Consider the following 22,858-nt stretch of genomic DNA (forward strand, 5'->3'; position numbering starts at 1 on the left):
TTTTTCATATTTTGACAACATTCGATAAAAATGATTCAACTATATAGGTATCACAGAGAAAATATAATAAAGTAAAACTTCAATGCATGGAGGTTTTACTGCCGTTAAAGCGGGATAAAGTATATCTGTAATGCAAGTAGATCCGTTTAAAATAGTAATGATTGTTCATTTTATTTTGACGAAAATTTTTGTAAAAGGGAGTTATAGTTATGTCAATTAAAGTAGCCATTGCTGGAGCAAGAGGTAAAATGGGTGTAGAAGCCGTACATACAGTTATGAAAAATGATGGAATGGAACTTGTTGCCGTTTTAGATTATAAAGATGTCGGTCAAACTTTGGCCACGTTAGAACTATTTCCAAATCATTATGAAGTCCCAATTTATACGGATTTCGAACAATTAGTAGCTGACACAAAGCCAGATGTATTTGTTGATTTAACGAACCCCCATTTTGTATATGAGCATACAAAGCAGGCATTATTGAATAGTGTTCGCCCAGTTATCGGTACAACAGGATTTACAGATGATCAATTACAAGAGCTAACAAATTTATCAGTTGAAAAAGGAATAGGATGTATTGTTGCTCCTAACTTCGCAATTGGTGCCATTTTGATGATGAAATTTGCAAAAGAAGCAGCTAAGTATTTCCCAGATGTTGAAATAATTGAAATGCACCATGATCAAAAGCTCGATGCACCATCTGGAACAGGACTTAAAACCGCACAAATGATTAGTGAAGTGCGAGCTACCAAGCAACAAGGTCATTTAGATGAAAAGGAAACACATGCTGGTGCACGTGGCGCAAATTATGATGGTATGCACATTCATTCAGTGCGTCTTCCTGGTTTAGTTGCACATCAACAAGTATTATTTGGAGGAACAGGTGAATTATTAACGATACGACATGACTCCTTCAATCGTGGCAGCTTTATGGGCGGCATCGCATTTTGTATCGTAGAAGTTATGAAACGTGAAACGTTAGTATACGGGTTAGAGAACATTATTTAGAAACGAGATGAAATTTATGAAAATCGCATTAATTGCACACGATCGTAAAAAGGATAATTTAATTCAATTTGCTATTGCTTATCGAGATATTATAGCAGAACACGATTTATACGCGACAGGGACAACTGGGACAATGATTGAAGCAGAAACAGGGTTACCTATTACTAAATTCCGTTCAGGACCACTTGGTGGAGATCAACAAATTGGTGCAATGATTGCCAACAATGATATGGATATGGTCTTTTTCTTCCGTGATCCATTGACTGCACAACCACATGAACCAGATGTAATGGCACTTGTACGTTTATGTGACCTATATCATATTCCATTAGCAACGAATATGGGAACTGCTGAAATTTTACTAAAAGGTTTACAAGAAGGCTTTGTTGACTGGAGAAAAATTGAGGAAAGAAGACAATAGCGAATAGATTTTTAGTACTTTAAGAAAGGATGGAGAGACGAATGAAAAAATTAAAAATAGGTATCACATGTTACCCGACAGTTGGTGGTTCTGGTGTTATTGCAACAGAATTAGGAAAAATGTTAGCCGAAAGAGGTTATGAAATTCATTTCATTACATCAAGTGTGCCATTTCGACTGAACAAAATTTATCCAAACGTCTTTTTCCATGAAGTTGAAGTAAATAATTATTCGGTATTTCAGTATCCGCCGTATGATATTGCATTAGCAAGTAAAATGGCGGAAGTTGTAAAAGAAGAACAGCTTGATATTTTACATGTCCACTATGCAATTCCACATGCAGTTTGTGCGGTCTTAGCGCGTGATATGAGTGGAGAAGACTTCGGGATTGTGACGACATTGCATGGTACTGATATTTCTGTTTTAGGCGAAGATTCAACCTTATCTTCTGCCATTAAATACGGGATAAATCGCTCAGATGCCGTAACAGCTGTTTCGGATGCATTAAAGCAACAAACGTATGATTTGATCGATACAGAAATGCCGATTGAAACGATTTATAACTTTGTTGATGAAAACGTATTTCGTCCAGTTGATCCAGGAAATTTAAAAGAACAGTTTGGCATTCGTGAAGATGAAAAAGTGATTATTCACATTTCGAACTTCCGTAAGATTAAAAATTTACCAGACATCGTCAATTCATTCATTCAAATTCGTGAAAAAATGCCAGCAAAATTACTGCTAGTAGGCGATGGACCTGAAAAGCACCGTGTAATGGAAATTGTAAAAGCTTCACCCTATAGAAAAGATGTGCTGTTTTTAGGAAAGCAAGAAAATATTACGGAACTTTTTGCTATTAGTGATTTGAAATTATTACTGTCAGAAAAAGAATCGTTCGGTTTAGTTTTACTTGAAGCAATGGCTTGTGGTGTACCAGGAATCGGTACGAATATTGGCGGGATTCCCGAAGTAATTGAGCATAATGTCAATGGCTATATCGTCGAACTTGGGGATACAAAGGCTGTTGCAGACTATGCGGTCGCACTACTACAAGATGAAGAAAAGCACAATCAATTCCGTCAAGCAGCGCTAGAGTCAGTGGAGAAAAATTTCCATGAGACGAAAATCATTGAGCAGTATGAACGAATTTATGAAAGATTGGCGGTAAAGAAACATGTTTCCAAAACAGTGGCAAGCCGCGACTAAAGTCATTCGTATCATCGAACAAGCGGGTTTTGAAGCCTATATTGTTGGTGGCGCGGTTCGTGATTTCTACTTAGACAAAAAAAATGCGGACGTTGATATTGCAACGAGTGCGTTACCCGCGGAAATTCAAGCGATTTTTTCTCAAACGATTGATGTAGGAATCGAGCATGGGACAGTTTTAGTGCTGGATTGTGGGGAGCCGATAGAAGTCACAACCTATCGTACCGAATCGACGTATACGGATCATCGTAGACCTGATGAAGTACAATTTGTTCGTAACTTAGAAGAGGATTTAAAACGTCGAGATTTTACGATGAATGCGATGGCTCTTAGTCAAACAGGGGACTATATTGATTTATTTAATGGTCGTGCCGATATTGATGCGAAAATTATTCGTGCTGTTGGCAATCCAAGTGAACGCTTTAAGGAAGATGCACTACGCATGCTTCGAGCAATTCGATTTGCCGCGCAACTTGGCTTCGCGATTGAAGAACAAACGCTTCAAGCGATTAAAGAACAGTCTCGATCAATTTCCTATATTGCGCTGGAACGTATTCAAATCGAGCTTTCAAAGGCTTGGACTTCGAACTATGTTTACCGTGCCATTGAATATATCGAACAAACCGGTTTAGCAGCTAGCTTGGATGGAGAATTCAATGCATTAGATTGGAAAAACTTCAATTCGAGTGATCGACAAGTAGGCTGGGCTTATTTTTGTTTCGTAAACAATCTTGATACAACACTACTTACAAGATATCGCTTATCAAACAAGGATAAACAGTTTACAAAGCAAGTTATCGAAGCATATACCTGTATGCAAACGGGACTACAAGCAATTGACTATTTACGCTTCGATCTTTATATTTTACAAACGGCTTATCAGTTTACAATATGGAAAAAAGAAGTGCCATTAATTACTTACGAAGAAATAGAACGAAAAAAGAAGGCATTACCAATTCAGCATCAAAAAGAACTTGCTTTAACAGGGAAAGACGTCCTTGATTGGTCAGAGAGAAAAAGAGGGCCATGGATTAAAACCGTATTAGATGCCGCATTATTGGCTGTCCTTGACGGCAAAATAGCGAATGATAAACAACAGTTAAAGGAATGGTTTCATGCATTTAACGATGAAGGATGAACTAGTACAACGCTTTTTAAACGCACAAGGTGAACCCATTTCTGGTCAACAATTGGCGGATGAATTTCAAGTATCTCGTACTGCCATTTGGAAACATATGCAATCATTGCAGCAAGAAGGCTATGAATTTGAAACGATAAAAAAACGTGGCTACCGCTTAATAGCTGCACCAGATCGGGTTGATATCGGACAGCTAAAGCAGGTGTTACATACAAAACGCTACGGGCAGACTGTGCACTACTTTGAAAGTGTCGATTCCACTCAGCTGATTGCCCATGAGCTTGTCCGTTCTGGGGCACCAGATGGTACGGTAGTTATTGCAGAACATCAAACAGCTGGGCGCGGTAGGATGATGCGTGAATGGGATTCCTCAAAAGGAAAAGGCATTTGGATGACCCTAATTATTCGTCCAGATGTTGCACCACATCAAGCACCACAATTTACACTTGTAACGGCAGTAGCTGTGGTCAATGCAATGAAAGCGATGTATAAAAATTTCACGCCAGAAATAAAATGGCCGAATGATATTTTGATAAATGGTAAAAAGACGACCGGTATTTTGACTGAAATGATTTCAGAGACAGATCGTATTCAAGCATTACTAATTGGCATTGGTATTAATGTGAATCAATCATTAGAAGATTTCCCGCAAGAACTCCATTCAATTGCCACGTCACTTTCAATTGAAGAAGGTGAACGATTAGAACGAGTGCATCTTGTGGCAAAGGTACTTGAATTTTTAGAGCATTATAGTGACCATTATGTGAAGCATGGATTTCCACGCATTAAAAAGCTGTGGGAAGAATCTTCTGGCACAATTGGTAAACAAGTAAAAGCGACAACATTACGTGAAGTCGTGAAAGGTGAAGCCATTAGTATAACGGAAAGTGGTGTTCTCGAAATTCGCCAAGAAAATGGTGAAATTAAAGGTGTTTATTCAGCTGATATTGAAATTGTTTAAACTAGTTTGACTATTAATTTCTGTACGTTTTCTTTCAAACTTGTTATAGTAGCTCTAGGACAGTATCGTAATCGAACTGTACCTAAGAGCTTTATTTTTTTTATAACAGGATCTGCCTTGATCTACAACAGACAGGGACGGAAGAAAACACGCGTTTAAAAATCTTTACTACGTATGACGCTACCCTTCTGTCTAATTATAGATAGAAGGGTATTTTTGTTTTCTTCCTTCGAACAGGAGGATGAATATGAAAACAACCGCACAATTTTTAAAAATGAAAGAACAGCAAGAAAAAATCGTCATGATTACAGCCTACGATTATCCTGGGGCTAAGTTTTCTGAAGAAGCAGAAGTAGATATGATTTTAGTTGGAGATTCATTAGGGATGGTCGTACTCGGTTATGATTCAACAATGCCCGTAACAGTTGAAGATATGATTCACCATAGTAAAGCCGTAAGACGCGGAGCACCAGATACGTTTATCGTAGTCGATATGCCATTTGGTTCTTACCATGGAGATTTAAACGAAACATTAAAAATAGCCGTTCGTATGATGCAAGAAACAAATGCTAACGCATTAAAAGTTGAAGGCTCTGGTGAGGTTGTACAAGTTATTGAAAAGCTAACAAATGCAGGCATTCCAGTTGTGGCACATTTAGGATTATTACCACAATCAGCAGGCGTGCTAGGTGGCTATAAAGTGCAAGGCAAAACAGCAGAACAAGCCGAAAAACTTGTAAAAGATGCGTTATTAGTCGAAAAGGCTGGCGCATGTGCAGTCGTATTAGAATGTATTCCACATCAATTAACGGAAATCGTATCGGAAAATTTGGTGATTCCAACAATTGGAATTGGTGCAGGACGGGAAGCGGATGGTCAAGTGCTTGTATTCCATGACTTATTGCAATATGGGAAGCATCATATTCCGAAGTTTGTGGAAGGTTTTGCTCAAGTTGGCGATGAAATTGAGCGCGGTATCAAAGGCTACACGAATGCTGTAAAAGCGAATACATTTCCCACACTAGCGCATAGCTTTACGATGAAAGAAGACGAATTAACACAGCTGTACGGAGGCGTGAAATAATGAACGTAATTCACACGGTCGAGCAATTAAGAACGGTTGTTTTAGCAGCAAAACAACAGCAAAAAACAATCGGTCTAGTGCCAACAATGGGCTATTTACATGAAGGACATTTAACATTAGCGTCCGAAGCACGAAAAGAAAATGACATCGTTGTTATGAGCATATTTGTTAATCCAACACAATTTGGACCAAATGAAGACTTTGAATCCTATCCACGTGATTTAGAACGCGATTCGAAGTTAGCTGAATCGGTAGGAGTGGATTATATTTTCGCACCGTCAGTAGAAGAAATGTATCCACATGATGGAGGCATTATGATTCGCGCTGGTCGTCAAGCTACACTTTTATGTGGCGCGAGCCGTCCAGGACATTTTGACGGGGTGTTACAAGTCGTGGCAAAGCTATTTAATTTAGTGCAGCCAGATCGTGCGTATTTTGGTCAAAAAGATGCACAGCAAGTGGCCATTATTCAAACGATGGTACGCGATTACAATTTCCCAATCGAATTACGTATCGTTTCGGTAGTACGTGAAGAGGATGGCTTAGCAAAATCGAGTCGTAATGTTTACCTGACAGCTGCAGAACGTAGTCAAGCACCTGCAATTCAACAAGCATTACAATTGGCGAAACTTGAACTTTTAGAATCAGGTGATACTGATGAAGCCGTAAAACTTGCGACGAAATTAATCCAAAATAATTTGAACGGGAAAATCGATTATTTGTCATTGCTTTCTTATCCAGATTTATCAGAAGTAACGGACAAAACGCAGCAAGTGGTTTTAGCGGTTGCTGTATATGTGGGTAAAACACGTCTAATAGATAATTTAATTTTTTCTTTAAAAGGGGAAATCGCTCATGTTTAGAATGATGATGAATAGTAAAATCCACCGTGCACAAGTTACACAAGCAGATTTAAATTATGTCGGCTCGATTACAATTGATGAGGACATTCTAGACGCAGTCGGCATGCTGCCAAATGAAAAGGTGCATATCGTAAACAATAATAACGGTGCCCGCTTTGAAACATATATTATTGCAGGGGAGCGTGGATCTGGTGTTATTTGTGTCAACGGTGCCGCAGCGCGACTTGTACAAAAAGGTGATATTGTCATCATCATTTCGTATGTATATGTTGATAATAAAGAAATAGCGGATCACAAACCAACTGTGGCAATCATGGGGGAGAACAATACTATTAAAGAAATGATTTCATATGAACCAGAAGCTACTATCATGTAATCAATTCGCAGGAATGCCTAAAAAGCATTCCTGTTTTTTTATTGTTACAAAATATTATATTCAGCTATATTTTGTAATTATTAATACATATTACTGTAATGTAATTGAAATATAAAATGTGTAAACTAATAGTAGCTGAAATATTCAAAATATTACAAATGGTACTGGAGGAAATAGCTATAATGTATAAAAGTAAAATACTATTAAGCCTAGCCTTTGTCTTTGTAAGTACGATTTTCTTTGCGCATTCTACAGATGCTGCAACTCATACAAAAAAAGATGGCGAACAGTTAACTGATATCGCTAAATTATATGGTACAACAATTGAAGAATTATTAGATTTAAACAATTTGGATACAAAAGATGAAGCCCAAGCTGGTACCGTTTTAAAATTACCTGAATACGTAAAAGAAGCAAAAGAAACATTAAATAATTATGAAGTTGTTAAAACAATGACCGTTGAAGCAAGTGCATTTACAGCTCAATGTGGTGGGTGCTTAGGAAAAACCGCATATGGGATTGACTTAAAGAAAAATCCTGACATTAAATTAATTGCAGTTGACACGAATGTTATTCCTCTAGGAACGAAAGTTTGGGTTGAAGGCTACGGTATTGCTATCGCTGGTGACACAGGCGGATCTATAAAGGGAAATAAAATTGACATTTTTGTTAAAACAAAGCAAATTGCATACGATTGGGGTAGAAAAAAGGTAGTCATTAAAATTTTAAAATAATCGTGTAATTAGAAACAGTAATTGATTAAATTTAATTGCTGTTTTATTTGCATATAATGGGAGCTAGGTAGAGAATTACTGAAGGTAATTATAATTGCAATTGGCACAATTTTTAGTTGTTTTTAGAGGCAATCGGTGCATTTGGTACGCATGCATTAAAAGGAACGTTTAAGGAAGCACATTATGAACAAACTTATGAAACGGGCGTTCGTAACCAAATCTATCACAACTTAGCCATTGTATTGATAACAGGCATTCAAAGGCTTGGAGCCATTACACCCATTGGCGGCATTCGTTTCCTAGCGGAATGGATTTGTCTAGTTATGGGAGTATTATGATTTTTTGTTAAAATTATGCAGATGTAGTTGCGTTCCATATTCTGTAATGTTATCTTGAAAAACGAGGTGAAAAAAAATGAAAAACTTTGATTTAGCGGTTATTGGAGCGGGACCTGGAGGTTATGTAGCAGCCATTCACGCTGCAAAGAGTGGACTTAAAGTTGCACTAGTAGAACGAGATAAAGTAGGGGGCGCATGTTACAATGTGGGCTGTATTCCCTCAAAAATTATGTTAGAGCATAGTAAATTAGTTCAAGAAATTCGTCGTGGTACGGACTGGGGCGTGACAGTTCCAACAATTAATATTGATTTTCCAAAATTAATGAAACGAAAAGACCTTGTTGTAGAGGAGTTATTATCAAATATTGAACAGTTTATTACTAATGCTCAAATCACGATGTTCCGTGGAGAAGCAGCCGTAACAGCTCAGAGGAAGGTCATTGTTGGGGATGAGGCATTTACAGCAGATCATGTCATTTTAGCGACAGGTAGCCGTCCGTTTGTACCACCGTTTAAAGGGATTGATGCGGCAAATTATTATACAACGGACACTTTTTTCTCAATTCAGGAACTTCCAAAACAGTTAACGATTATTGGTGGTGGTGTCATTGCAATCGAAATGGCCTTTGCATTAGCACCAATGGGTACAAAAGTTACCGTATTAAATCATAGCAAGGATATTTTACAAACAGAAGAGCCCGATGCACGTCCAATTATTAAAGAAAAAATGAAACGATTAGGAATCGAACTATTCATGGACTTTACGTTTGAAGAAATTCATCCGACACATATTCAAACGTCCATTGGAGATTTTCAATATGAAAATTTATTGTTTGCAACAGGTCGCCGCCCAAATACGGCGATAGCAGAAGCACTAGAAATGCAAATGGATGGGCGTTTAATTCAAGTGACGAACCATTATGAAACGAGCATTTCAGGAATTTATGCGATTGGGGACTTGGTTGGGGGCTTTCAATTGGCACATTCAGCAAGTGCAGAAGGTGTTCATGCAGTCGATTATATTTTAGGTAAGCATCCCAAAGTGATTAACCAACAAGAAATTCCACGCTGTGTATATACACACCCTGAAATTGCAACATTTGGTATGTTGGAGCACGAAGCACCAGCAGATTCAATCGTAACAAAAATGTACTTGCCAACCAATCCAAAAGCATTGCTAGAGGGCAATACAGAAGGTTTTATGAAATTTGTGGCGAGTCCTGAAGGGGATATTTATGGGGCTTGTGTTGTAGGGGACGGCGCAACGGAGATAATTAACTCGATGTTAACGGCCAAAGTATTAGGAGGTTCGGTGAAAGATTTAGCGCGCTTAATTTTCCCACATCCTACTGTTAGTGAACATGTTGGCGATGCAGCTCGCTCTGTTTTTGGTAAAGCGATTCATGCATAACTAATGGCTATGAGGCACATTTTGCTTCATAGCTTTTTTTTATGGAAGGTTGAATGCTTTATAAATGTGTGGTTACGAAAAAATAGTCATTATAAGCGTGAAATTTCACCAGGATATTTCTAAGTTTTCATAGGAACCTTCTGAAAATATTATTTTTAGTTTGCAATTTAAGAGATAGGTCTGTAAAATAAAAGTATTCAAATACTTAAGCACGGCATGGTGGAGTCAGTCAAATCTGGCATCACTATGCCTTTTTTATATCTAGAAAGGGGTCGTTGTATGTTTATTTTTCAAATTGTAATTGTTTTACTCGCAACAAAAATAGCCGGACATTTTAGTGTTCGACTTGGTCAACCATCTGTACTTGGTAAAATTTTAATTGGGATTATTATCGGACCAGCTATGCTAGGATGGATTTCTGATGGGGAGATTATGCAAACCTTTAGTCAAATTGGGGTTATTTTATTAATGTTTTTAGCAGGACTTGAAACAGATTTAGAAGATTTAAATGCCAATATGAAAGGGGCTATCTTTGTAGCAGTTGGTGGAGTTATTATGCCAATCGCATTAAGTTATCCACTTGCGCTTGCTTTCGATTTATCACAAGGTCAGGCCATTTTCATTGGCTTAACATTAGCTGCCACATCGGTAAGTATTTCCGTTCAAACATTAAGTGAGATTGGTTGGCTAAAAAGTAAAGAAGGTTCTGCATTACTTGGTGCTGCCGTTTTAGATGATATTATCGTCGTTGTATTAATAGCGATTGCGATGGGCTTCTTAGTCGGTGATGACGTATCGATTCCAACCTTAATTGGTGGTAAAGTGTTCTTCTTCGTTTTATTATTTGTCGTGGCAAGATGGGTAATTCCACCATTCTTAAAAGTATTTAGCCGCTTAAAAGTTACAGAAGCGTTATTAAGTGGTGCATTAGTAGCTTGTTTCGCAATTGCATATATTGGGGAACACTACTTCGGAATTGCGGCAATTATTGGTGCTTTCTTCATGGGGATTGCCATCGGTCGAACAGAGTTTAGAGAAACGATTGAACATAAAGTAGAGCCAATCGCGAGCGGGATTTTCGTTCCATTTTTCTTTGTAAGTATTGGTTTATCCGTTACGTTTGCTGGGATCACAGAAAATGTTTGGTTTTTAGTAATATTCTCAGTTGTAGCAATTCTTTCAAAATTAATTGGTTCTGGACTAGGTGCAAAACTTGCTGGATTTAGTTGGAGATCCTCTATTGGTATTGGATCAGGTATGATTTCTCGAGGAGAAGTTGCCTTAATTTTAGCGGGTATGGGTTTATCGAGTGGACTACTACCAGCAGAAGATTATACACCAATGGTCATTGTTATAATTGTGACAACATTAGTGACACCGCCATTGTTAAAAGGAATCTTTGGTGTTCGTGAACATCATCATAAGTAAAAATTGCTTGATTTTTAAGTAGTTTTGTAGTAAATTCTAATTTAGGTGCCAAAACCTCGGTGAAGTTTTAGACTTCACAACAAAAGACTCCACCAACAGCACGGATTTGCTGGGAGACTTTTGAATTGTGCAGGGAGATGAGCCCCTGCACACCTTACATAACTTATTAACCTAGTATTGCCATCAGGTGATATTAGGTTTTTTTGCATTTACATGACCTTTTCGCCTACAGTATGTTAAAATGCCGTTATATTACTTGAACTGTGAGTTGAATGTATATGAATGAAAGTCAAAAATATGCCATTGTTGATATTGAAACAACAGGACATTCGCCAGCAAGCGGAGATCGCATGATTCAAATTGCGATTGTGATTATGCAAGACTGGCAAGTAGTGAAAAAATACGCAACATTTATTCACCCTGGTAAACCCATTCCGTTATTTATCCAGGATTTAACGAATATTACAGACGAAGATGTTAAAGATGCGATGCCTTTTGAAGAGCGTGCGGATTATATTTATGAATTATTGCAAGATACTGTTTTTGTTGCACATAATACGGATTTTGATTTGTCCTTTTTACAGGCTGAATTTAAACGAGCGGGATTACCAAAGTGGCAAGGGAACAAAATCGATACAGTTGAACTATCAAAAATTTTATTTCCAATGTCGCTAAGCTATAAGTTAGGTGATTTAGCGAGTGATTTAAAAATACCTTTAGAAAGTGCGCATCGAGCGGATGAAGATGCACTTGCTACGGCCTATTTACTAAAACATTGTTGGCAAGAATTATTATCGTTGCCATTAGCTACATTGGAGCAACTTCATAAACGCTCCTTTAGATTGAGAACGAATTTAGCCCAGCTATTTTTCGATGCCTTATTAGAAAAACGAGCAAAAACGCTGGATGAAAATGAACATGTATACTTTCATAAATTGGCGATTCGTAAAATGGCTCCGACACCAAAAACACAGGATGAACCAATCGATTATCCTGAAACATCGGATAAAAAAATTGCATTACTTCAAAAAGGACTAGCGAATTTTGAAGAGCGTCCAGAGCAATTTCAAATGATGGATAGTATTTGGCGTACATTAAATGCAAAGAATGAACATGTTATTGAAGCGTCAACAGGTATTGGTAAAACGATGGGGTATTTAGTACCGGCTATTTTTTACGCGAAAAAGACAGGAAAAAAAGTGGGGATTAGTTCGTATACAGCCCATTTACTTGACCAATTACTACAAAATGAAATTCCTTTACTAGAACAGGCGCTAGGGCAACCGCTAAAAATTGCATTATTAAAAGGGATGAATCATTACATCGATGTTGAAAAGTTTGATCAACTATTAAAGGCCCCAGATGACTCGTATGATGAAACATTTACACTTTTACAAACACTTGTTTGGTTAGCAAAAACGGAAACAGGTGATTTAAACGAATTGAATGTTTCTGGTGGCGGACAATTATTAATCGATAAAATTCGAAAAACCGAATTACCGAGAACGACTATGCCTCTTTATGATTTTTATTCACGTGCCATTCAAAATAGTCGCCAAGCCGATATTATTGTGACGAACCATGCGATGCTTTTGAGCGATTTAGTGCGTCACGAACAAATTTTTGATGATTTAGGTGGCTGGATTATTGATGAGGCACACCAGTTTATTCAAGCTGCCATTAGCCAAGACGAAAAAATCTTTACGTATATGAACTGGAAATACTTATTTGGACAAATCGGGTTGTATGAAGATGAGCAACTGTTTTATCAAGTGCGACGTGCAGCACTAAAAAAACATTTAATCAGTATGCAAACTTTGCAACAAATGGAAAAGCGTTTCATGCAAATGGTGCAACGCTTTGACGAGGCAATCACTACACTTTACCAACATGTAAAATTAGCGGACATTAATCAGCCAAAAGGTCAAAAGCTAGCTCTGTTTATTAGCGAACTAAATTTACCGACTGAAGTGTTTGTAAAAGTATCAACAGCAATTCAACACTGGATTGATGCCGCACAACAAATCTCTGAACAATTCACTTCGGGTGTCGAAGAGTTAGCACCTGAACATATATTTTTAATCGAACAGTGGAATTATTTAGTGCGAGAATTCACGATGAAATTAGCTGAATGGGATGAAGTGTTTCTAAAACAGGATGAACATTACTCATGTTGGTTAGAACTAGATCGACGAAGTGTACCAGGAAGCATCCGTTTATTTAAAAAGCCTATCAATGTAACGCAAACAATCACAAAATTATTTCATTCAATTCGACAAAAGGCTGCCGTTATTTGGACATCAGGTACGTTGACAGTACCGGATAACGAACGATTTATAGCGAACCAATTAGGCATTGATACGTCTATAGCTATTGAAAAATTACATGCACCTACAAGCTATTATGATGGTGCAGAAGTTTATATTGTTACGGATATGCCAGATATTCAAGCGGTTTCACAAAGTGATTATATTGAAGAAGTCGCGCATGCTGTGACGAATGCTGTGCGAATGACAGAAGGACGTAGCTTTGTGTTGTTTACTTCACAAGACATGCTAAGAAAAACCGTTGAGCTTATTCATGAAAGTGAATTATTGAGTGATTATATGATTTTTGCACAAGGTGTCACAGCAGGTAGTCGCATGCGCTTATTAAAATCATTCCAAAAATTTAATCATTCCGTGTTATTTGGTACGAACAGTTTTTGGGAAGGTGTAGATGTGCCTGGTGATGGATTGGCTTCGGTCATTGTGGTACGCTTACCATTTTCTTCACCAGAAGAACCGACATTTAAAGCAAGGGCACAATTTATTAGTCAGCAAGGGCGAAATTCTTTTTCAGAGCTCGCTTTACCAGAGGCAATTTTACGATTCAAGCAAGGCTTTGGACGATTAATTCGTTCGAGTCATGACAAAGGTGTTTTCATCGTACTTGATCGCCGAATTGAAACAAAATCTTATGGACAACAATTTATCCAGTCATTACCGCCAATTTCGGTGCAAAAACTGCCACTTGATAGTATGGTACAACAGCTTGGAAATTGGTATAATAATAAATGATGAGGAAGGAAAGCAGGTTGACAATTATGAAACAAAATCTCGAACTTCGTACAGAGACGTTTACTGTACATCCAAACAAAAAGTATAGCCTGGTGCAGTCATGAAAAACTGGATTATCTTTACGGCTGTCTTTATTTTATCTTTGTCACTTGTTATCTCAGTGTTAATCGTTTGGAAGGCTGATGCACCGTTTAACGATATGGAACAAAAAGCGGAGCAATTAGCACTTGATACAAAGGCACTTGCCGTCGTTTCTAATTCCTATGTGTATAATGGGAATAAGCCGTATGTTACTGTATTTGGTGTAGACGAATACGGTAAAGAAAAAGCCATCTTCGTCCCGATGAGTTTAGATGAGAATTCAATGCAGGAAGTTTTTTTACAAGATGGGATTAACAAAGATCAAGCTTTAGAAGCTTTTCGCAAAGAAACATCTGTAAAAGAGATTCTTCATACAAAATTAGGCTTTGAGGAGCCAGGCGCAGTATGGGAAATTACATATATTGGCGAGTCTGGCAAATTAAATTATGTTTATCTTTTGTTTGAAGACGGAAATTGGTGGAAACGCATATTGAATTTGTAGAGGAGAATGAACATGAAACATATGTTAGCAAACCGTGTTAAAACATTAACGCCATCTTCAACTTTAGCCATCACTGCGAAAGCAAAAGAGTTAAAGGAGCAAGGTATTGACGTGATTGGTTTAGGAGCTGGAGAGCCAGACTTCAATACACCAGAAAACATCTTAACTGCTGCTAAACAATCAATGGATGCTGGGTTAACAAAATATACGCCAGCTGGAGGCTTACCTGTACTAAAAAAAGCCATTATTGATAAGTTAGAGCGCGACAATCACCTTACATACAAAGCCAATGAAATTTTGGTTGGTGTTGGTGCTAAGCATGTACTGTATACATTGTTCCAAGTAATTTTAAATGCAGGGGATGAAGTGATTATCCCAATTCCATATTGGGTTTCTTATCCAGAGCAAGTGAAGTTAGCGGGCGGTGTACCTGTTTATGTAGAAGGTACTGCTGAGCAAGGTTACAAAATTACAGCACAACAATTACGTGAGGCGATTACAGATAAAACAAAAGCTGTCATCATTAACTCACCATCAAATCCTTCTGGTATGATTTATTCAAAAGAAGAATTAGCTGAGCTTGCAAAAGTGGCGGAAGAAAAAGATATTTTAATCGTTTCAGATGAAATTTATGAAAAGCTTGTTTACAATGGAGTAGAGCATTTTTCAATTGCACAGCTTTCAGATACAGTTAAAGCGCGTACAATGGTTGTAAACGGTGTCGCAAAATCACATTCAATGACTGGCTGGCGTATTGGTTATGCTGCTGGTGATGCTTCGATTATTAAAGCGATGACAGATTTAGCTTCTCACTCAACTTCAAATGCAACAACAACATCTCAGTATGCAACTGTTGAGGCATATAATGGTCCTCAGGATACAGTTGAAATGATGCGTCAAGCATTTGAATCACGTTTAGAAGCAATCTTCCCAAAAGTGGCTGCGATTCCTGGTGTCAAAGTATTAAAACCACAAGGTGCGTTTTACTTACTTCCAGATGTATCAGAAACAGCAGCAAAAACAGGCTACGCATCAGTAGATGAGTTTGCAAGTGCATTATTAACAGAAGCAAATGTTGCAGTTATCCCAGGCTCAGGCTTTGGCGCACCTGCGACAATGCGTTTATCTTATGCAACATCTTTAGAATTATTAGAAGAGGCAGTTCGTCGAATCGATGCATTTGTAAAAGCAAAATGGCAAGATTAAGTACAACTGGACTTTAAGTTTTGGAGGACTATATGAAAAAAATTATGATCAAAGATATGCCTCAGCATATCGGCGAAACCGTAAAATTAGGCGCTTGGTTAGCTAACAAACGTTCTAGCGGTAAATTAGCATTTTTACAATTACGTGATGGCTCAGGCTTCGCACAAGGCGTTGTCGTAAAAGCAGAAGTAGGCGAAGAATTATTTGCAGTAGCAAAAGGTATGACACAAGAAACATCAATGTACATCGTTGGTGAAGTAAAAGCAGATGAGCGTTCTTCATTTGGTGCAGAATTAAATGTTACGGGCATTGAAGTTATTCACGCAGCAACAGATTTCCCAATCACACCAAAAGAACACGGTACAGAGTTCTTAATGGACAACCGTCATTTATGGTTACGTTCTCGTAAACAACATGCGGTAATGAAAATTCGTAATGAAATTATTCGTGCAACTTACGAATTCTTTAACGAAAATGGTTTCACAAAAATGGACCCACCAATCTTAACGGGTTCAGCACCAGAAGGTACATCTGAATTATTTGCTACAAAATATTTCGATGAAGATGCGTACCTTTCTCAATCAGGTCAGTTATACATGGAAGCTGCTGCAATGGCACAAGGTCGCGTATTCTCATTCGGCCCTACATTCCGTGCTGAAAAATCTAAAACACGTCGTCACTTAATCGAATTCTGGATGATTGAACCAGAAATGGCGTTTGTAGAATTTGAAGAAAACTTAGAAGTACAAGAACAATATGTATCACATATCGTTCAATCTGTACTAAAAAATTGTAAATTAGATTTAGAACGTCTTGGTCGTGATACATCTAAATTAGAACAAATCCAAGCACCATTCCCACGTATCTCTTATGATGATGCAATCAAATTCTTACATGAGCAAGGCTTTGATGATATTCAGTGGGGTGATGACTTCGGTGCACCACATGAAACAGCGATTGCCAATGCATTTGACAAGCCTGTATTTATTACATGCTACCCAGTAGGCATCAAGCCATTCTACATGCAACCACATCCAGACCGTGATGACGTTGTATTATGTGCAGATTTAATCGCACCAGAAGGCTACGGCGAAATCATTGGTGGTTCTGAACGTATTCATGATTATGATTTATTAAAATCGCGTTTACAAGAACATGGTCTATCAATGGACGCATACGCTTGGTATTTAGAATTACGTAAACAAGGTTCAGTACCTCACTCAGGTTTCGGTCTTGGTTTAGAGCGTACAGTAGCGTGGATTTCAGGAACAGAGCACATCCGTGAAACAATTCCATTCCCACGTTTATTAAACCGTTTATATCCTTAATTAAAGGCTATTACGAGATAAAAACGATTATTATTATAAGAAAGCGTCCGGCTTATAACCGGGCGCTTTGTTGTTACTATACAACAAAGGGGGATTCTCGTATGAAAAGTGAATTTAATCGAATCCGCATTTGGACTGAGCAACGTCATATTTCAGTGCCACAGTTATTTTTTAAGCATTACAGCGAAATGAATATTCAAGATGATGAAGCCTTAATATTATTGCATTTAATTAGCTTTGAACAAGAAGGTGTTGACTTCCCAACACCTAATGATTTAATAGAACGCACAAACTTTCAAATGATGTTGATTTCACAAATATTGCAACGTTTGATGCAAAAAGGATTTGTTGAAATTTCTCAAAGTACGGATGATGCTGGCAAGTTATCAGAAAAGTACTCGGTCTATCCATTATGGGAACGGTTATTAGATTTGCTTCAAACGAAGGAAATACGCCAAAAGGATACGGCAACTAAAGTAGATGAGGCCGCGATTTTCAAATTATTTGAACAAGAGCTAGGGCGTCTTTTATCTCCGATTGAAATCGAAACAATTGGCATGTGGATGGATATCGATCATCATTCACCTGAAATTATAAAAGCAGCATTAAAAGAGGCGGTACTTGCAGGCAAGGTGAGTTTACGTTACATTGATCGCATTTTAATGGAGTGGAAAAAGAAAAATATTAAAACATTGCAGCAAATTGAAAAGCATAGCGAACAATATCGTAAATATACGACAACACCTGCACCAGCGCCAGCGAATCAACAACAACAACAACAGCCAAAAGTACCCTTTTATAACTGGTTGGAAGAAAGAGAATAGGGGGGACCCAGTAAAACATGTTAACAAAAGCAAAGTGGAATCATTTTTTAGATGAAATGGATCGCATGTATCCAGATGCACATTGTGAACTCGTTCATGAAAATCCGTTTGAACTAACGATTGCCACACTATTATCCGCTCAATGTACCGATGTATTAGTTAACAAAGTGACGAAACAATTATTTCAAAAATATAAAACACCCCAAGATTATTTAAATGTTCCGTTAGAAGAACTGCAAAATGACATTCGTTCGATTGGATTGTACCGAAACAAAGCCAAAAATATTCAATTGCTATGTGCGCGATTACTTGATGTTTATGGTGGGGAGATCCCTGCTTCAAGAGAGGAACTCGTAACGTTGCCAGGTGTCGGACGTAAAACAGCCAATGTGGTATTATCTGTTGCGTTTGATGTGCCAGCAATGGCTGTTGATACACATGTAGAACGCGTTACAAAGCGCTTAGGTTTATGCCGCTGGAAAGATAGCGTTCTTGAGGTAGAAGAAACCATTATGAAAAAAACGCCAATTGAACGTTGGAGTCGTGCGCATCATCAAATGATTTTCTTTGGTCGGTACCATTGTAAAGCGCAAAATCCAGGATGCGCGGTCTGCCCGTTGTTAACCGATTGTCGTGAAGGGCAAAAACGTTTAAAAAAAGGTACGGTGTAAGTATGATTTTAGTAAATAAAGAAGGTATTACAAAAGAAGTAGTCGATGCTTGGTTTAATGAATGGGAAGCTTTACGTGAAGAAATTCATGCAGCTCATGATCGACGAGATGGCTCAGCCCTTGGATTTATGGAAAAGGGGATTCAACTATACGAACGATTTTTAGTAAAGCACTCGCAAGCCGATGAACCTTTTTCAGAGAACAATAAATATGAAGTGATGCCGATAAACGGCATGGAACGCTTCCAATTCATCAAAATGCGTCCTGCTCAATATGCATGTTATCGCCAATTAGACGAATTGTACAAAGAAACGAAAAAACGATGTGCGCGATTACGTTTAGTAAAATAAAAAAATGCAGCTAACCTTTATTATTTAAGGTTAGCTGCATTTTTAATAAGTTTAATAATTATTCACCACTACCAACAGGTTCTTCCGAATCACCGTTTCCAGTGCCTGGAGTTGCTGGTTGGGCAGGCTGTGTTGGTGTTGGACTTGGCTCAGGTTCAGTAGAAGTATTATTACCACCGCTATTTGGATTGCTGCCATTTCCGTTATTACCACCACTATTAGGATTGTTTCCATTTCCATTATTACTGTTACCGTTGCCATTTCCATTTCCAGAATTATTATTATCATTATTATTTGGTTGTTCTGGTGTAGGCGTATTTGTATTTGGATCTTCTATCGCATTATTCGGATCTTCTGGCTCAGTAGGTTCAGTTACCGGTGCGCCTTCCACATACAGTGAAACAGATGTACTGCTACTTTTTAAATCGCCAGATATTGCAGTTACTGTAAATTTATAGGTTGTACCTGGCGTTATATTTGGTACTTGAATCGCTGTTGCACTCGAAACTGAAACGACTGTTGGAGCACTACCTTCAGCGGCCATTGTCACTTCATAAGTGATAGGACCCGATGCTTCAGATTCATCATCAGAACTTCCTGATAATGAAGAGGGTGACCATGATAAATCGACTGATTGTGCCACATTATTATAGGTTGCTTGTAAATTCGATGGTGCAGTTAATGTTTGTTCTTCTTCATGTACTTCTTCAGCGACCTCATGTGGTTCAGTACCTCTTACGAACAGTTCCGTACTACGTAAATTTGAAGGTGTAGAACTGCTAGCTAATCTTAATGGATCAGAACCGATTTCAACTGTTGCAGAAACAACCGATTTTGGTTGTTTGAATGATGATGCAGGGTTGTAATCATTTAAATCTGACATAATATCTTTAAATAAATATTGTGGCAACCAACGTTCATCCCATGTTGAGATTGCATCACTACGTTTAGAGTATCCACTCCAAATCGAAATCGAATAGTTCGTTGTATATCCTGTAAACCATGAATCAGGAACGGAACCCTTTTTCAGATTGTATTTACTAAATTCATCAGATGAATAGTTTGTTGTACCAGTTTTACCCGCAATATCTACACCTGAAATACTTGCTCGTGGTGCAGATGAATTGTTTTTGTTACTTAAAACATCACGTAAAATATCTGTCACCATATAAGCTGTGTAATCACTCATTGCAATTTTTGGTTCAGATTTATATGATTTTGAAGTTTTACCATCACGGTATACGATTTTTGAAATAGCAGTAGCATCATTGTACGTACCATTATTACCAAAAGCAGCATAGGATGCAGCTATTTGGATTGGAGTCAATGTTACATGTCCGCCACCGATTGCATCGGATTCTACTAATTTATCCGTTTTAATCCCTAGGTTGGAGATGAACTCTTTTGCACGATTTGCGCCAACCTCTTTAAATGTTTTGACTGCTGGGATGTTACGAGAAGCATAAAGCGCTTCACGAATAGACATTGTTCCTAAATACTTACTATCCCAGTTTGTAATCACTTGTTTTGAGCCTGTATATGTCATTTCTTCATCGACAATTCTTTGACCTGTGGACCATTTTAAATATTCAATGGCAGGTCCGTAATCGATTAATGGTTTAATCGTAGAACCTGGAGAACGAGTTTGTAAGTCATAAGCAAAGTTGAAGTTGAATTCTCCTGTATAGTTACGACCGCCACCAATTGCACGTAATTCACCAGTTTGTGTATCTACAACGGCAACACCTGATTCGATATCTTCCGTTGGAAAATTACTGTCATCGTTCATCGTAGATTCAACGATTGTTTGTGCTTTTGGATCTAGTGTTGTATAAACTTTAATACCTTCAGAAATTAAACTTGAGTCACCGTTTTTTTCAAGTTCTGATAAAACGACATCTAAGAAGGCAGGATATTTTGTTGTACTGTTTGCGACACGTTGTTCTTCTGGTAATAAACTCGCAGTTATATCCTCAGCTTTTGCTTCAGATGCTTGAGCCTTAGTAATTTTGTCGTGTTGTACCATTAAAGATAAAACAATATTACGTCGTTTTTCTGCGCGTTCTGGGTTTTTATATGGGTTAAAGCTATTTGGACTTTGTGGCATACCTGCTAGTTGTGCAGCTTCACCGAGACTTAATTCACTTAATTCTTTCCCATAAAATTCTTCCGCGGCCGTACCAAATCCGTAAATACGTCCAGACATTAATACTTTATTGAAATACATTTCAAAAATTTCTTCTTTACTATATTGGCGTTCTAACTGAATCGCTAGCCAAGCTTCTTGTGCTTTACGCTCTAATTTTTTTTCATTTGTAAAGAAAGAGTTTTTCACAACTTGCTGTGTGATCGTACTCGCACCTTGAGAGTACCCGCCTGATTTTAGGTTGGCAATAACAGCTCCACCAAGACGCCATATGTCGATTCCGAAATGGTCAAAGAATCGAGAATCCTCTGTTGCGATAATTGCATCACGCATTTGTTCTGGAATATCTTCATATTTTATATATTTTCGAGATTGTGAACCTATCGTAGCGAAAAGCTCACCATTCACATCATAAAACTCGGAAGAAATCGGATCTTTTAATAATTCTTCATCTAATTCTGGTGCTTTACTTACGTAGTAACCGAAAAGTGCGGCTCCACCCAAAAAGCCAAGTACACCGATTAAAACGATAGTTAATAATATACGTTTCACCCATTTTCCAATAGGTGAACCAGGGGTTTTTGTTTTTTTAGACTTTCTCTTTTGTTGTTGTCGTTCGCGTTGAATTTCTTCACGCGTTCTTCTTCTTTCTGTCACATTAATTCTCCTCACTTTTACAAACTGTATCGCTTGCGATGAACTTTTTGACAGCTTCTAAATAATCGAGTCTTGGTAAATAGCCTTCCTCGATTTCAATCGCTTGCTGTTCGAAAATGGTAAGTGGTATTGATTTTCTTCCACCATCTTGCATCAATGTCCAACTTTGTTCTACCGTATTGTATGGCATTACAAAATTTCGCCTTAACTTACTAAAGCGAACAATAAAAAACGCAATACCTCGTTGGCTTTCTACTGATTTCATATGCGTCATTTGATGGGGATGGATATTTTTTAGTGGAAAGGAAGTTTTACTGTCGGTTTCCTTTGCCTCAAAATCAATATAAAAACCATTCCATACGCCATTATAATCCGTTGTAGAAGGGGTACGGAAATAAGCTTCGCGAATAACCGCCGCACTTCTTGCTGGATAATCTACTTTGACGATTTGAATGGGAACAGGTTTCTTGTGAATGTTTGCCAAATTTCGTAGTAAATAAAACTCATTTGTTTCATTTATATCATCTTCTAAGCTTTTTCCTCGATTACTATAGGAAATTTCCTGTTTTTTTTGCTGATCGTTTTTTTTCTTCGGTGAACCGGAAGTAGGCGAGGCATTATATAGCTTCCCATTAGGATATCGAATGACCATAGAATCACCTTCCTTAACATACAATTAACTATAGTTTGATTTTAACATAAAGCATCCATATGTTAAAAATATCGATAATTCAAACGAATAATTTAGGAACTTTTAGCGATTGCTGACTTGTTTTGACGAAGGACAAGGATTCCCTCGTCTTATATCGAATGAATGGCGAAAAGGAGGCTAGTCTATGTCAAAAATTTCAATGCTTATATCGCAACTGGATTTCGCGCAACAATTGTTAACACTCCAAATCGAGTTAGAACAATCAAGACTTTCACATGAATATGTCTCTCAACTGGTCGTAGGTTTTCAAAAGGTAAGCTTAGCAGAAAAGCATTTGCAAGTAAAGAATACTTGTTCGCATATGAGTAGTACAAATGAGTAGAATTTGTTAAACTAAACGCAACTATGTGAAACTA

General features: G+C 37.8%; 22 protein-coding genes. 20 read left to right on the forward strand and 2 right to left on the reverse strand.

The genetic code is table 11. The features are described 5' to 3' along the window. The first annotated feature begins 209 nt into the window (after positions 1-209). From dapB to DCE79_RS06245, 19 genes are all read left to right on the forward strand, one after another. Positions 210-1,007 (forward strand): 4-hydroxy-tetrahydrodipicolinate reductase, encoded by a 798-nt coding sequence (gene dapB / locus DCE79_RS06155; protein ID WP_108712233.1) that lies wholly within the window; start codon positions 210-212, stop codon positions 1,005-1,007. Positions 1,008-1,023: 16 nt separating this feature from the next. Further along, positions 1,024-1,428 carry a methylglyoxal synthase gene (gene mgsA / locus DCE79_RS06160; RefSeq protein ID WP_108712234.1) on the forward strand — a complete coding sequence of 135 codons (405 nt, stop codon included), beginning with the start codon at positions 1,024-1,026 and terminating at the stop codon, positions 1,426-1,428. Between the two features lie 41 nt (positions 1,429-1,469). Continuing rightward, on the forward strand, positions 1,470-2,633 hold the full coding sequence (bshA, locus tag DCE79_RS06165; protein ID WP_108712235.1) for an N-acetyl-alpha-D-glucosaminyl L-malate synthase BshA: 1,164 nt from the start codon (positions 1,470-1,472) through the stop codon (positions 2,631-2,633). Beyond that, the gene (locus DCE79_RS06170; protein WP_108712236.1) at positions 2,602-3,771 is read left to right on the forward strand and encodes a CCA tRNA nucleotidyltransferase; all 1,170 of its coding nucleotides are present in this window, start codon (positions 2,602-2,604) and stop codon (positions 3,769-3,771) included. The genes bshA and DCE79_RS06170 overlap by 32 nt, the downstream gene beginning before the upstream one ends. Continuing rightward, positions 3,749-4,732: a biotin--[acetyl-CoA-carboxylase] ligase gene (locus DCE79_RS06175; protein ID WP_108712237.1), complete on the forward strand. Its 984-nt coding sequence runs from the start codon at positions 3,749-3,751 to the stop codon at positions 4,730-4,732. Before DCE79_RS06170 ends, DCE79_RS06175 begins: the two co-directional genes overlap by 23 nt. Before the next feature lie 247 nt (positions 4,733-4,979). Next, the gene (gene panB / locus DCE79_RS06180) at positions 4,980-5,816 is read left to right on the forward strand and encodes a 3-methyl-2-oxobutanoate hydroxymethyltransferase (protein ID WP_108712238.1); all 837 of its coding nucleotides are present in this window, start codon (positions 4,980-4,982) and stop codon (positions 5,814-5,816) included. Next, complete coding sequence (panC, locus tag DCE79_RS06185) at positions 5,816-6,679, forward strand: pantoate--beta-alanine ligase (protein WP_108712239.1); 864 nt, start codon at positions 5,816-5,818, stop codon at positions 6,677-6,679. Before panB ends, panC begins: the two co-directional genes overlap by 1 nt. Continuing rightward, on the forward strand, positions 6,672-7,055 hold the full coding sequence (panD, locus tag DCE79_RS06190) for an aspartate 1-decarboxylase (RefSeq protein ID WP_108712240.1): 384 nt from the start codon (positions 6,672-6,674) through the stop codon (positions 7,053-7,055). The genes panC and panD overlap by 8 nt, the downstream gene beginning before the upstream one ends. A 182-nt stretch (positions 7,056-7,237) precedes the next feature. Next, the gene (locus DCE79_RS06195) at positions 7,238-7,789 is read left to right on the forward strand and encodes a 3D domain-containing protein (protein WP_108712241.1); all 552 of its coding nucleotides are present in this window, start codon (positions 7,238-7,240) and stop codon (positions 7,787-7,789) included. A gap of 116 nt (positions 7,790-7,905) precedes the next feature. Next, positions 7,906-8,127 (forward strand): DUF423 domain-containing protein, encoded by a 222-nt coding sequence (locus DCE79_RS06200; RefSeq protein ID WP_108712242.1) that lies wholly within the window; start codon positions 7,906-7,908, stop codon positions 8,125-8,127. Between the two features lie 76 nt (positions 8,128-8,203). Beyond that, the gene (gene lpdA / locus DCE79_RS06205; protein ID WP_108712243.1) at positions 8,204-9,538 is read left to right on the forward strand and encodes a dihydrolipoyl dehydrogenase; all 1,335 of its coding nucleotides are present in this window, start codon (positions 8,204-8,206) and stop codon (positions 9,536-9,538) included. Between the two features lie 279 nt (positions 9,539-9,817). Next, positions 9,818-10,966 carry a cation:proton antiporter gene (locus DCE79_RS06210; protein ID WP_108712244.1) on the forward strand — a complete coding sequence of 383 codons (1,149 nt, stop codon included), beginning with the start codon at positions 9,818-9,820 and terminating at the stop codon, positions 10,964-10,966. 278 nt (positions 10,967-11,244) lie between these two features. Next, a complete protein-coding gene (dinG, locus tag DCE79_RS06215; RefSeq protein WP_108712245.1) occupies positions 11,245-14,025 on the forward strand; it encodes an ATP-dependent DNA helicase DinG in 2,781 nt (926 codons plus the stop codon). Positions 14,026-14,125: 100 nt separating this feature from the next. Further along, entirely contained in the window at positions 14,126-14,608 is a 483-nt protein-coding gene (locus DCE79_RS06220; protein WP_108712246.1) for a cell wall elongation regulator TseB-like domain-containing protein, read from the forward strand. Positions 14,609-14,620: 12 nt separating this feature from the next. Next, positions 14,621-15,814 carry a pyridoxal phosphate-dependent aminotransferase gene (locus tag DCE79_RS06225; RefSeq protein ID WP_108712247.1) on the forward strand — a complete coding sequence of 398 codons (1,194 nt, stop codon included), beginning with the start codon at positions 14,621-14,623 and terminating at the stop codon, positions 15,812-15,814. Positions 15,815-15,846: 32 nt separating this feature from the next. Beyond that, positions 15,847-17,142, forward strand: coding sequence for an asparagine--tRNA ligase (asnS, locus tag DCE79_RS06230; RefSeq protein ID WP_108712248.1), 1,296 nt, complete (start codon positions 15,847-15,849; stop codon positions 17,140-17,142). Positions 17,143-17,243: 101 nt separating this feature from the next. Beyond that, on the forward strand, positions 17,244-17,966 hold the full coding sequence (locus tag DCE79_RS06235; RefSeq protein ID WP_108712249.1) for a DnaD domain-containing protein: 723 nt from the start codon (positions 17,244-17,246) through the stop codon (positions 17,964-17,966). A 17-nt stretch (positions 17,967-17,983) separates the two neighbouring features. Continuing rightward, entirely contained in the window at positions 17,984-18,637 is a 654-nt protein-coding gene (nth, locus tag DCE79_RS06240) for an endonuclease III (RefSeq protein ID WP_108712250.1), read from the forward strand. A 2-nt stretch (positions 18,638-18,639) separates the two neighbouring features. Beyond that, positions 18,640-18,987, forward strand: coding sequence for a YpoC family protein (locus DCE79_RS06245; RefSeq protein WP_108712251.1), 348 nt, complete (start codon positions 18,640-18,642; stop codon positions 18,985-18,987). Positions 18,988-19,045: 58 nt separating this feature from the next. Here the strand turns inward: DCE79_RS06245 and DCE79_RS06250 are convergent, their stop codons facing one another. Beyond that, positions 19,046-21,790, reverse strand: a complete 2,745-nt coding sequence (locus DCE79_RS06250) for a transglycosylase domain-containing protein (RefSeq protein ID WP_108712252.1) — start codon at positions 21,788-21,790, stop codon at positions 19,046-19,048. Position 21,791: 1 nt separating this feature from the next. Then, entirely contained in the window at positions 21,792-22,442 is a 651-nt protein-coding gene (gene recU, locus DCE79_RS06255) for a Holliday junction resolvase RecU (RefSeq protein ID WP_108712253.1), read from the reverse strand. A gap of 184 nt (positions 22,443-22,626) precedes the next feature. Between recU and DCE79_RS06260 the strand changes: the two genes are divergently transcribed. Beyond that, positions 22,627-22,824 (forward strand): molecular chaperone, encoded by a 198-nt coding sequence (locus tag DCE79_RS06260; RefSeq protein WP_108712254.1) that lies wholly within the window; start codon positions 22,627-22,629, stop codon positions 22,822-22,824. The last annotated feature ends 34 nt before the right edge of the window (positions 22,825-22,858 follow it).

Source organism: Lysinibacillus sp. 2017 (assembly GCF_003073375.1).
GTDB lineage: Bacteria > Bacillota > Bacilli > Bacillales_A > Planococcaceae > Solibacillus.

What these genes read in the sequence shown, in the direction of transcription:
- panC (WP_108712239.1), top strand. Translation starts at nt 5,816, where the DNA reads ATGAACGTAATTCACACGGTCGAGCAATTAAGAACGGTTGTTTTAGCA.
- DCE79_RS06220 (WP_108712246.1), top strand. Translation starts at nt 14,126, where the DNA reads ATGAAAAACTGGATTATCTTTACGGCTGTCTTTATTTTATCTTTGTCA.
- DCE79_RS06225 (WP_108712247.1), top strand. Translation starts at nt 14,621, where the DNA reads ATGAAACATATGTTAGCAAACCGTGTTAAAACATTAACGCCATCTTCA.
- asnS (WP_108712248.1), top strand. Translation starts at nt 15,847, where the DNA reads ATGAAAAAAATTATGATCAAAGATATGCCTCAGCATATCGGCGAAACC.
- mgsA (WP_108712234.1), top strand. Translation starts at nt 1,024, where the DNA reads ATGAAAATCGCATTAATTGCACACGATCGTAAAAAGGATAATTTAATT.
- DCE79_RS06210 (WP_108712244.1), top strand. Translation starts at nt 9,818, where the DNA reads ATGTTTATTTTTCAAATTGTAATTGTTTTACTCGCAACAAAAATAGCC.
- DCE79_RS06175 (WP_108712237.1), top strand. Translation starts at nt 3,749, where the DNA reads ATGCATTTAACGATGAAGGATGAACTAGTACAACGCTTTTTAAACGCA.
- panD (WP_108712240.1), top strand. Translation starts at nt 6,672, where the DNA reads ATGTTTAGAATGATGATGAATAGTAAAATCCACCGTGCACAAGTTACA.
- dapB (WP_108712233.1), top strand. Translation starts at nt 210, where the DNA reads ATGTCAATTAAAGTAGCCATTGCTGGAGCAAGAGGTAAAATGGGTGTA.
- panB (WP_108712238.1), top strand. Translation starts at nt 4,980, where the DNA reads ATGAAAACAACCGCACAATTTTTAAAAATGAAAGAACAGCAAGAAAAA.
- nth (WP_108712250.1), top strand. Translation starts at nt 17,984, where the DNA reads ATGTTAACAAAAGCAAAGTGGAATCATTTTTTAGATGAAATGGATCGC.
- bshA (WP_108712235.1), top strand. Translation starts at nt 1,470, where the DNA reads ATGAAAAAATTAAAAATAGGTATCACATGTTACCCGACAGTTGGTGGT.
- lpdA (WP_108712243.1), top strand. Translation starts at nt 8,204, where the DNA reads ATGAAAAACTTTGATTTAGCGGTTATTGGAGCGGGACCTGGAGGTTAT.
- dinG (WP_108712245.1), top strand. Translation starts at nt 11,245, where the DNA reads ATGAATGAAAGTCAAAAATATGCCATTGTTGATATTGAAACAACAGGA.
- DCE79_RS06170 (WP_108712236.1), top strand. Translation starts at nt 2,602, where the DNA reads ATGTTTCCAAAACAGTGGCAAGCCGCGACTAAAGTCATTCGTATCATC.
- DCE79_RS06260 (WP_108712254.1), top strand. Translation starts at nt 22,627, where the DNA reads ATGTCAAAAATTTCAATGCTTATATCGCAACTGGATTTCGCGCAACAA.
- DCE79_RS06245 (WP_108712251.1), top strand. Translation starts at nt 18,640, where the DNA reads ATGATTTTAGTAAATAAAGAAGGTATTACAAAAGAAGTAGTCGATGCT.
- recU (WP_108712253.1), bottom strand. Translation starts at nt 22,442, where the DNA reads ATGGTCATTCGATATCCTAATGGGAAGCTATATAATGCCTCGCCTACT.
- DCE79_RS06195 (WP_108712241.1), top strand. Translation starts at nt 7,238, where the DNA reads ATGTATAAAAGTAAAATACTATTAAGCCTAGCCTTTGTCTTTGTAAGT.
- DCE79_RS06235 (WP_108712249.1), top strand. Translation starts at nt 17,244, where the DNA reads ATGAAAAGTGAATTTAATCGAATCCGCATTTGGACTGAGCAACGTCAT.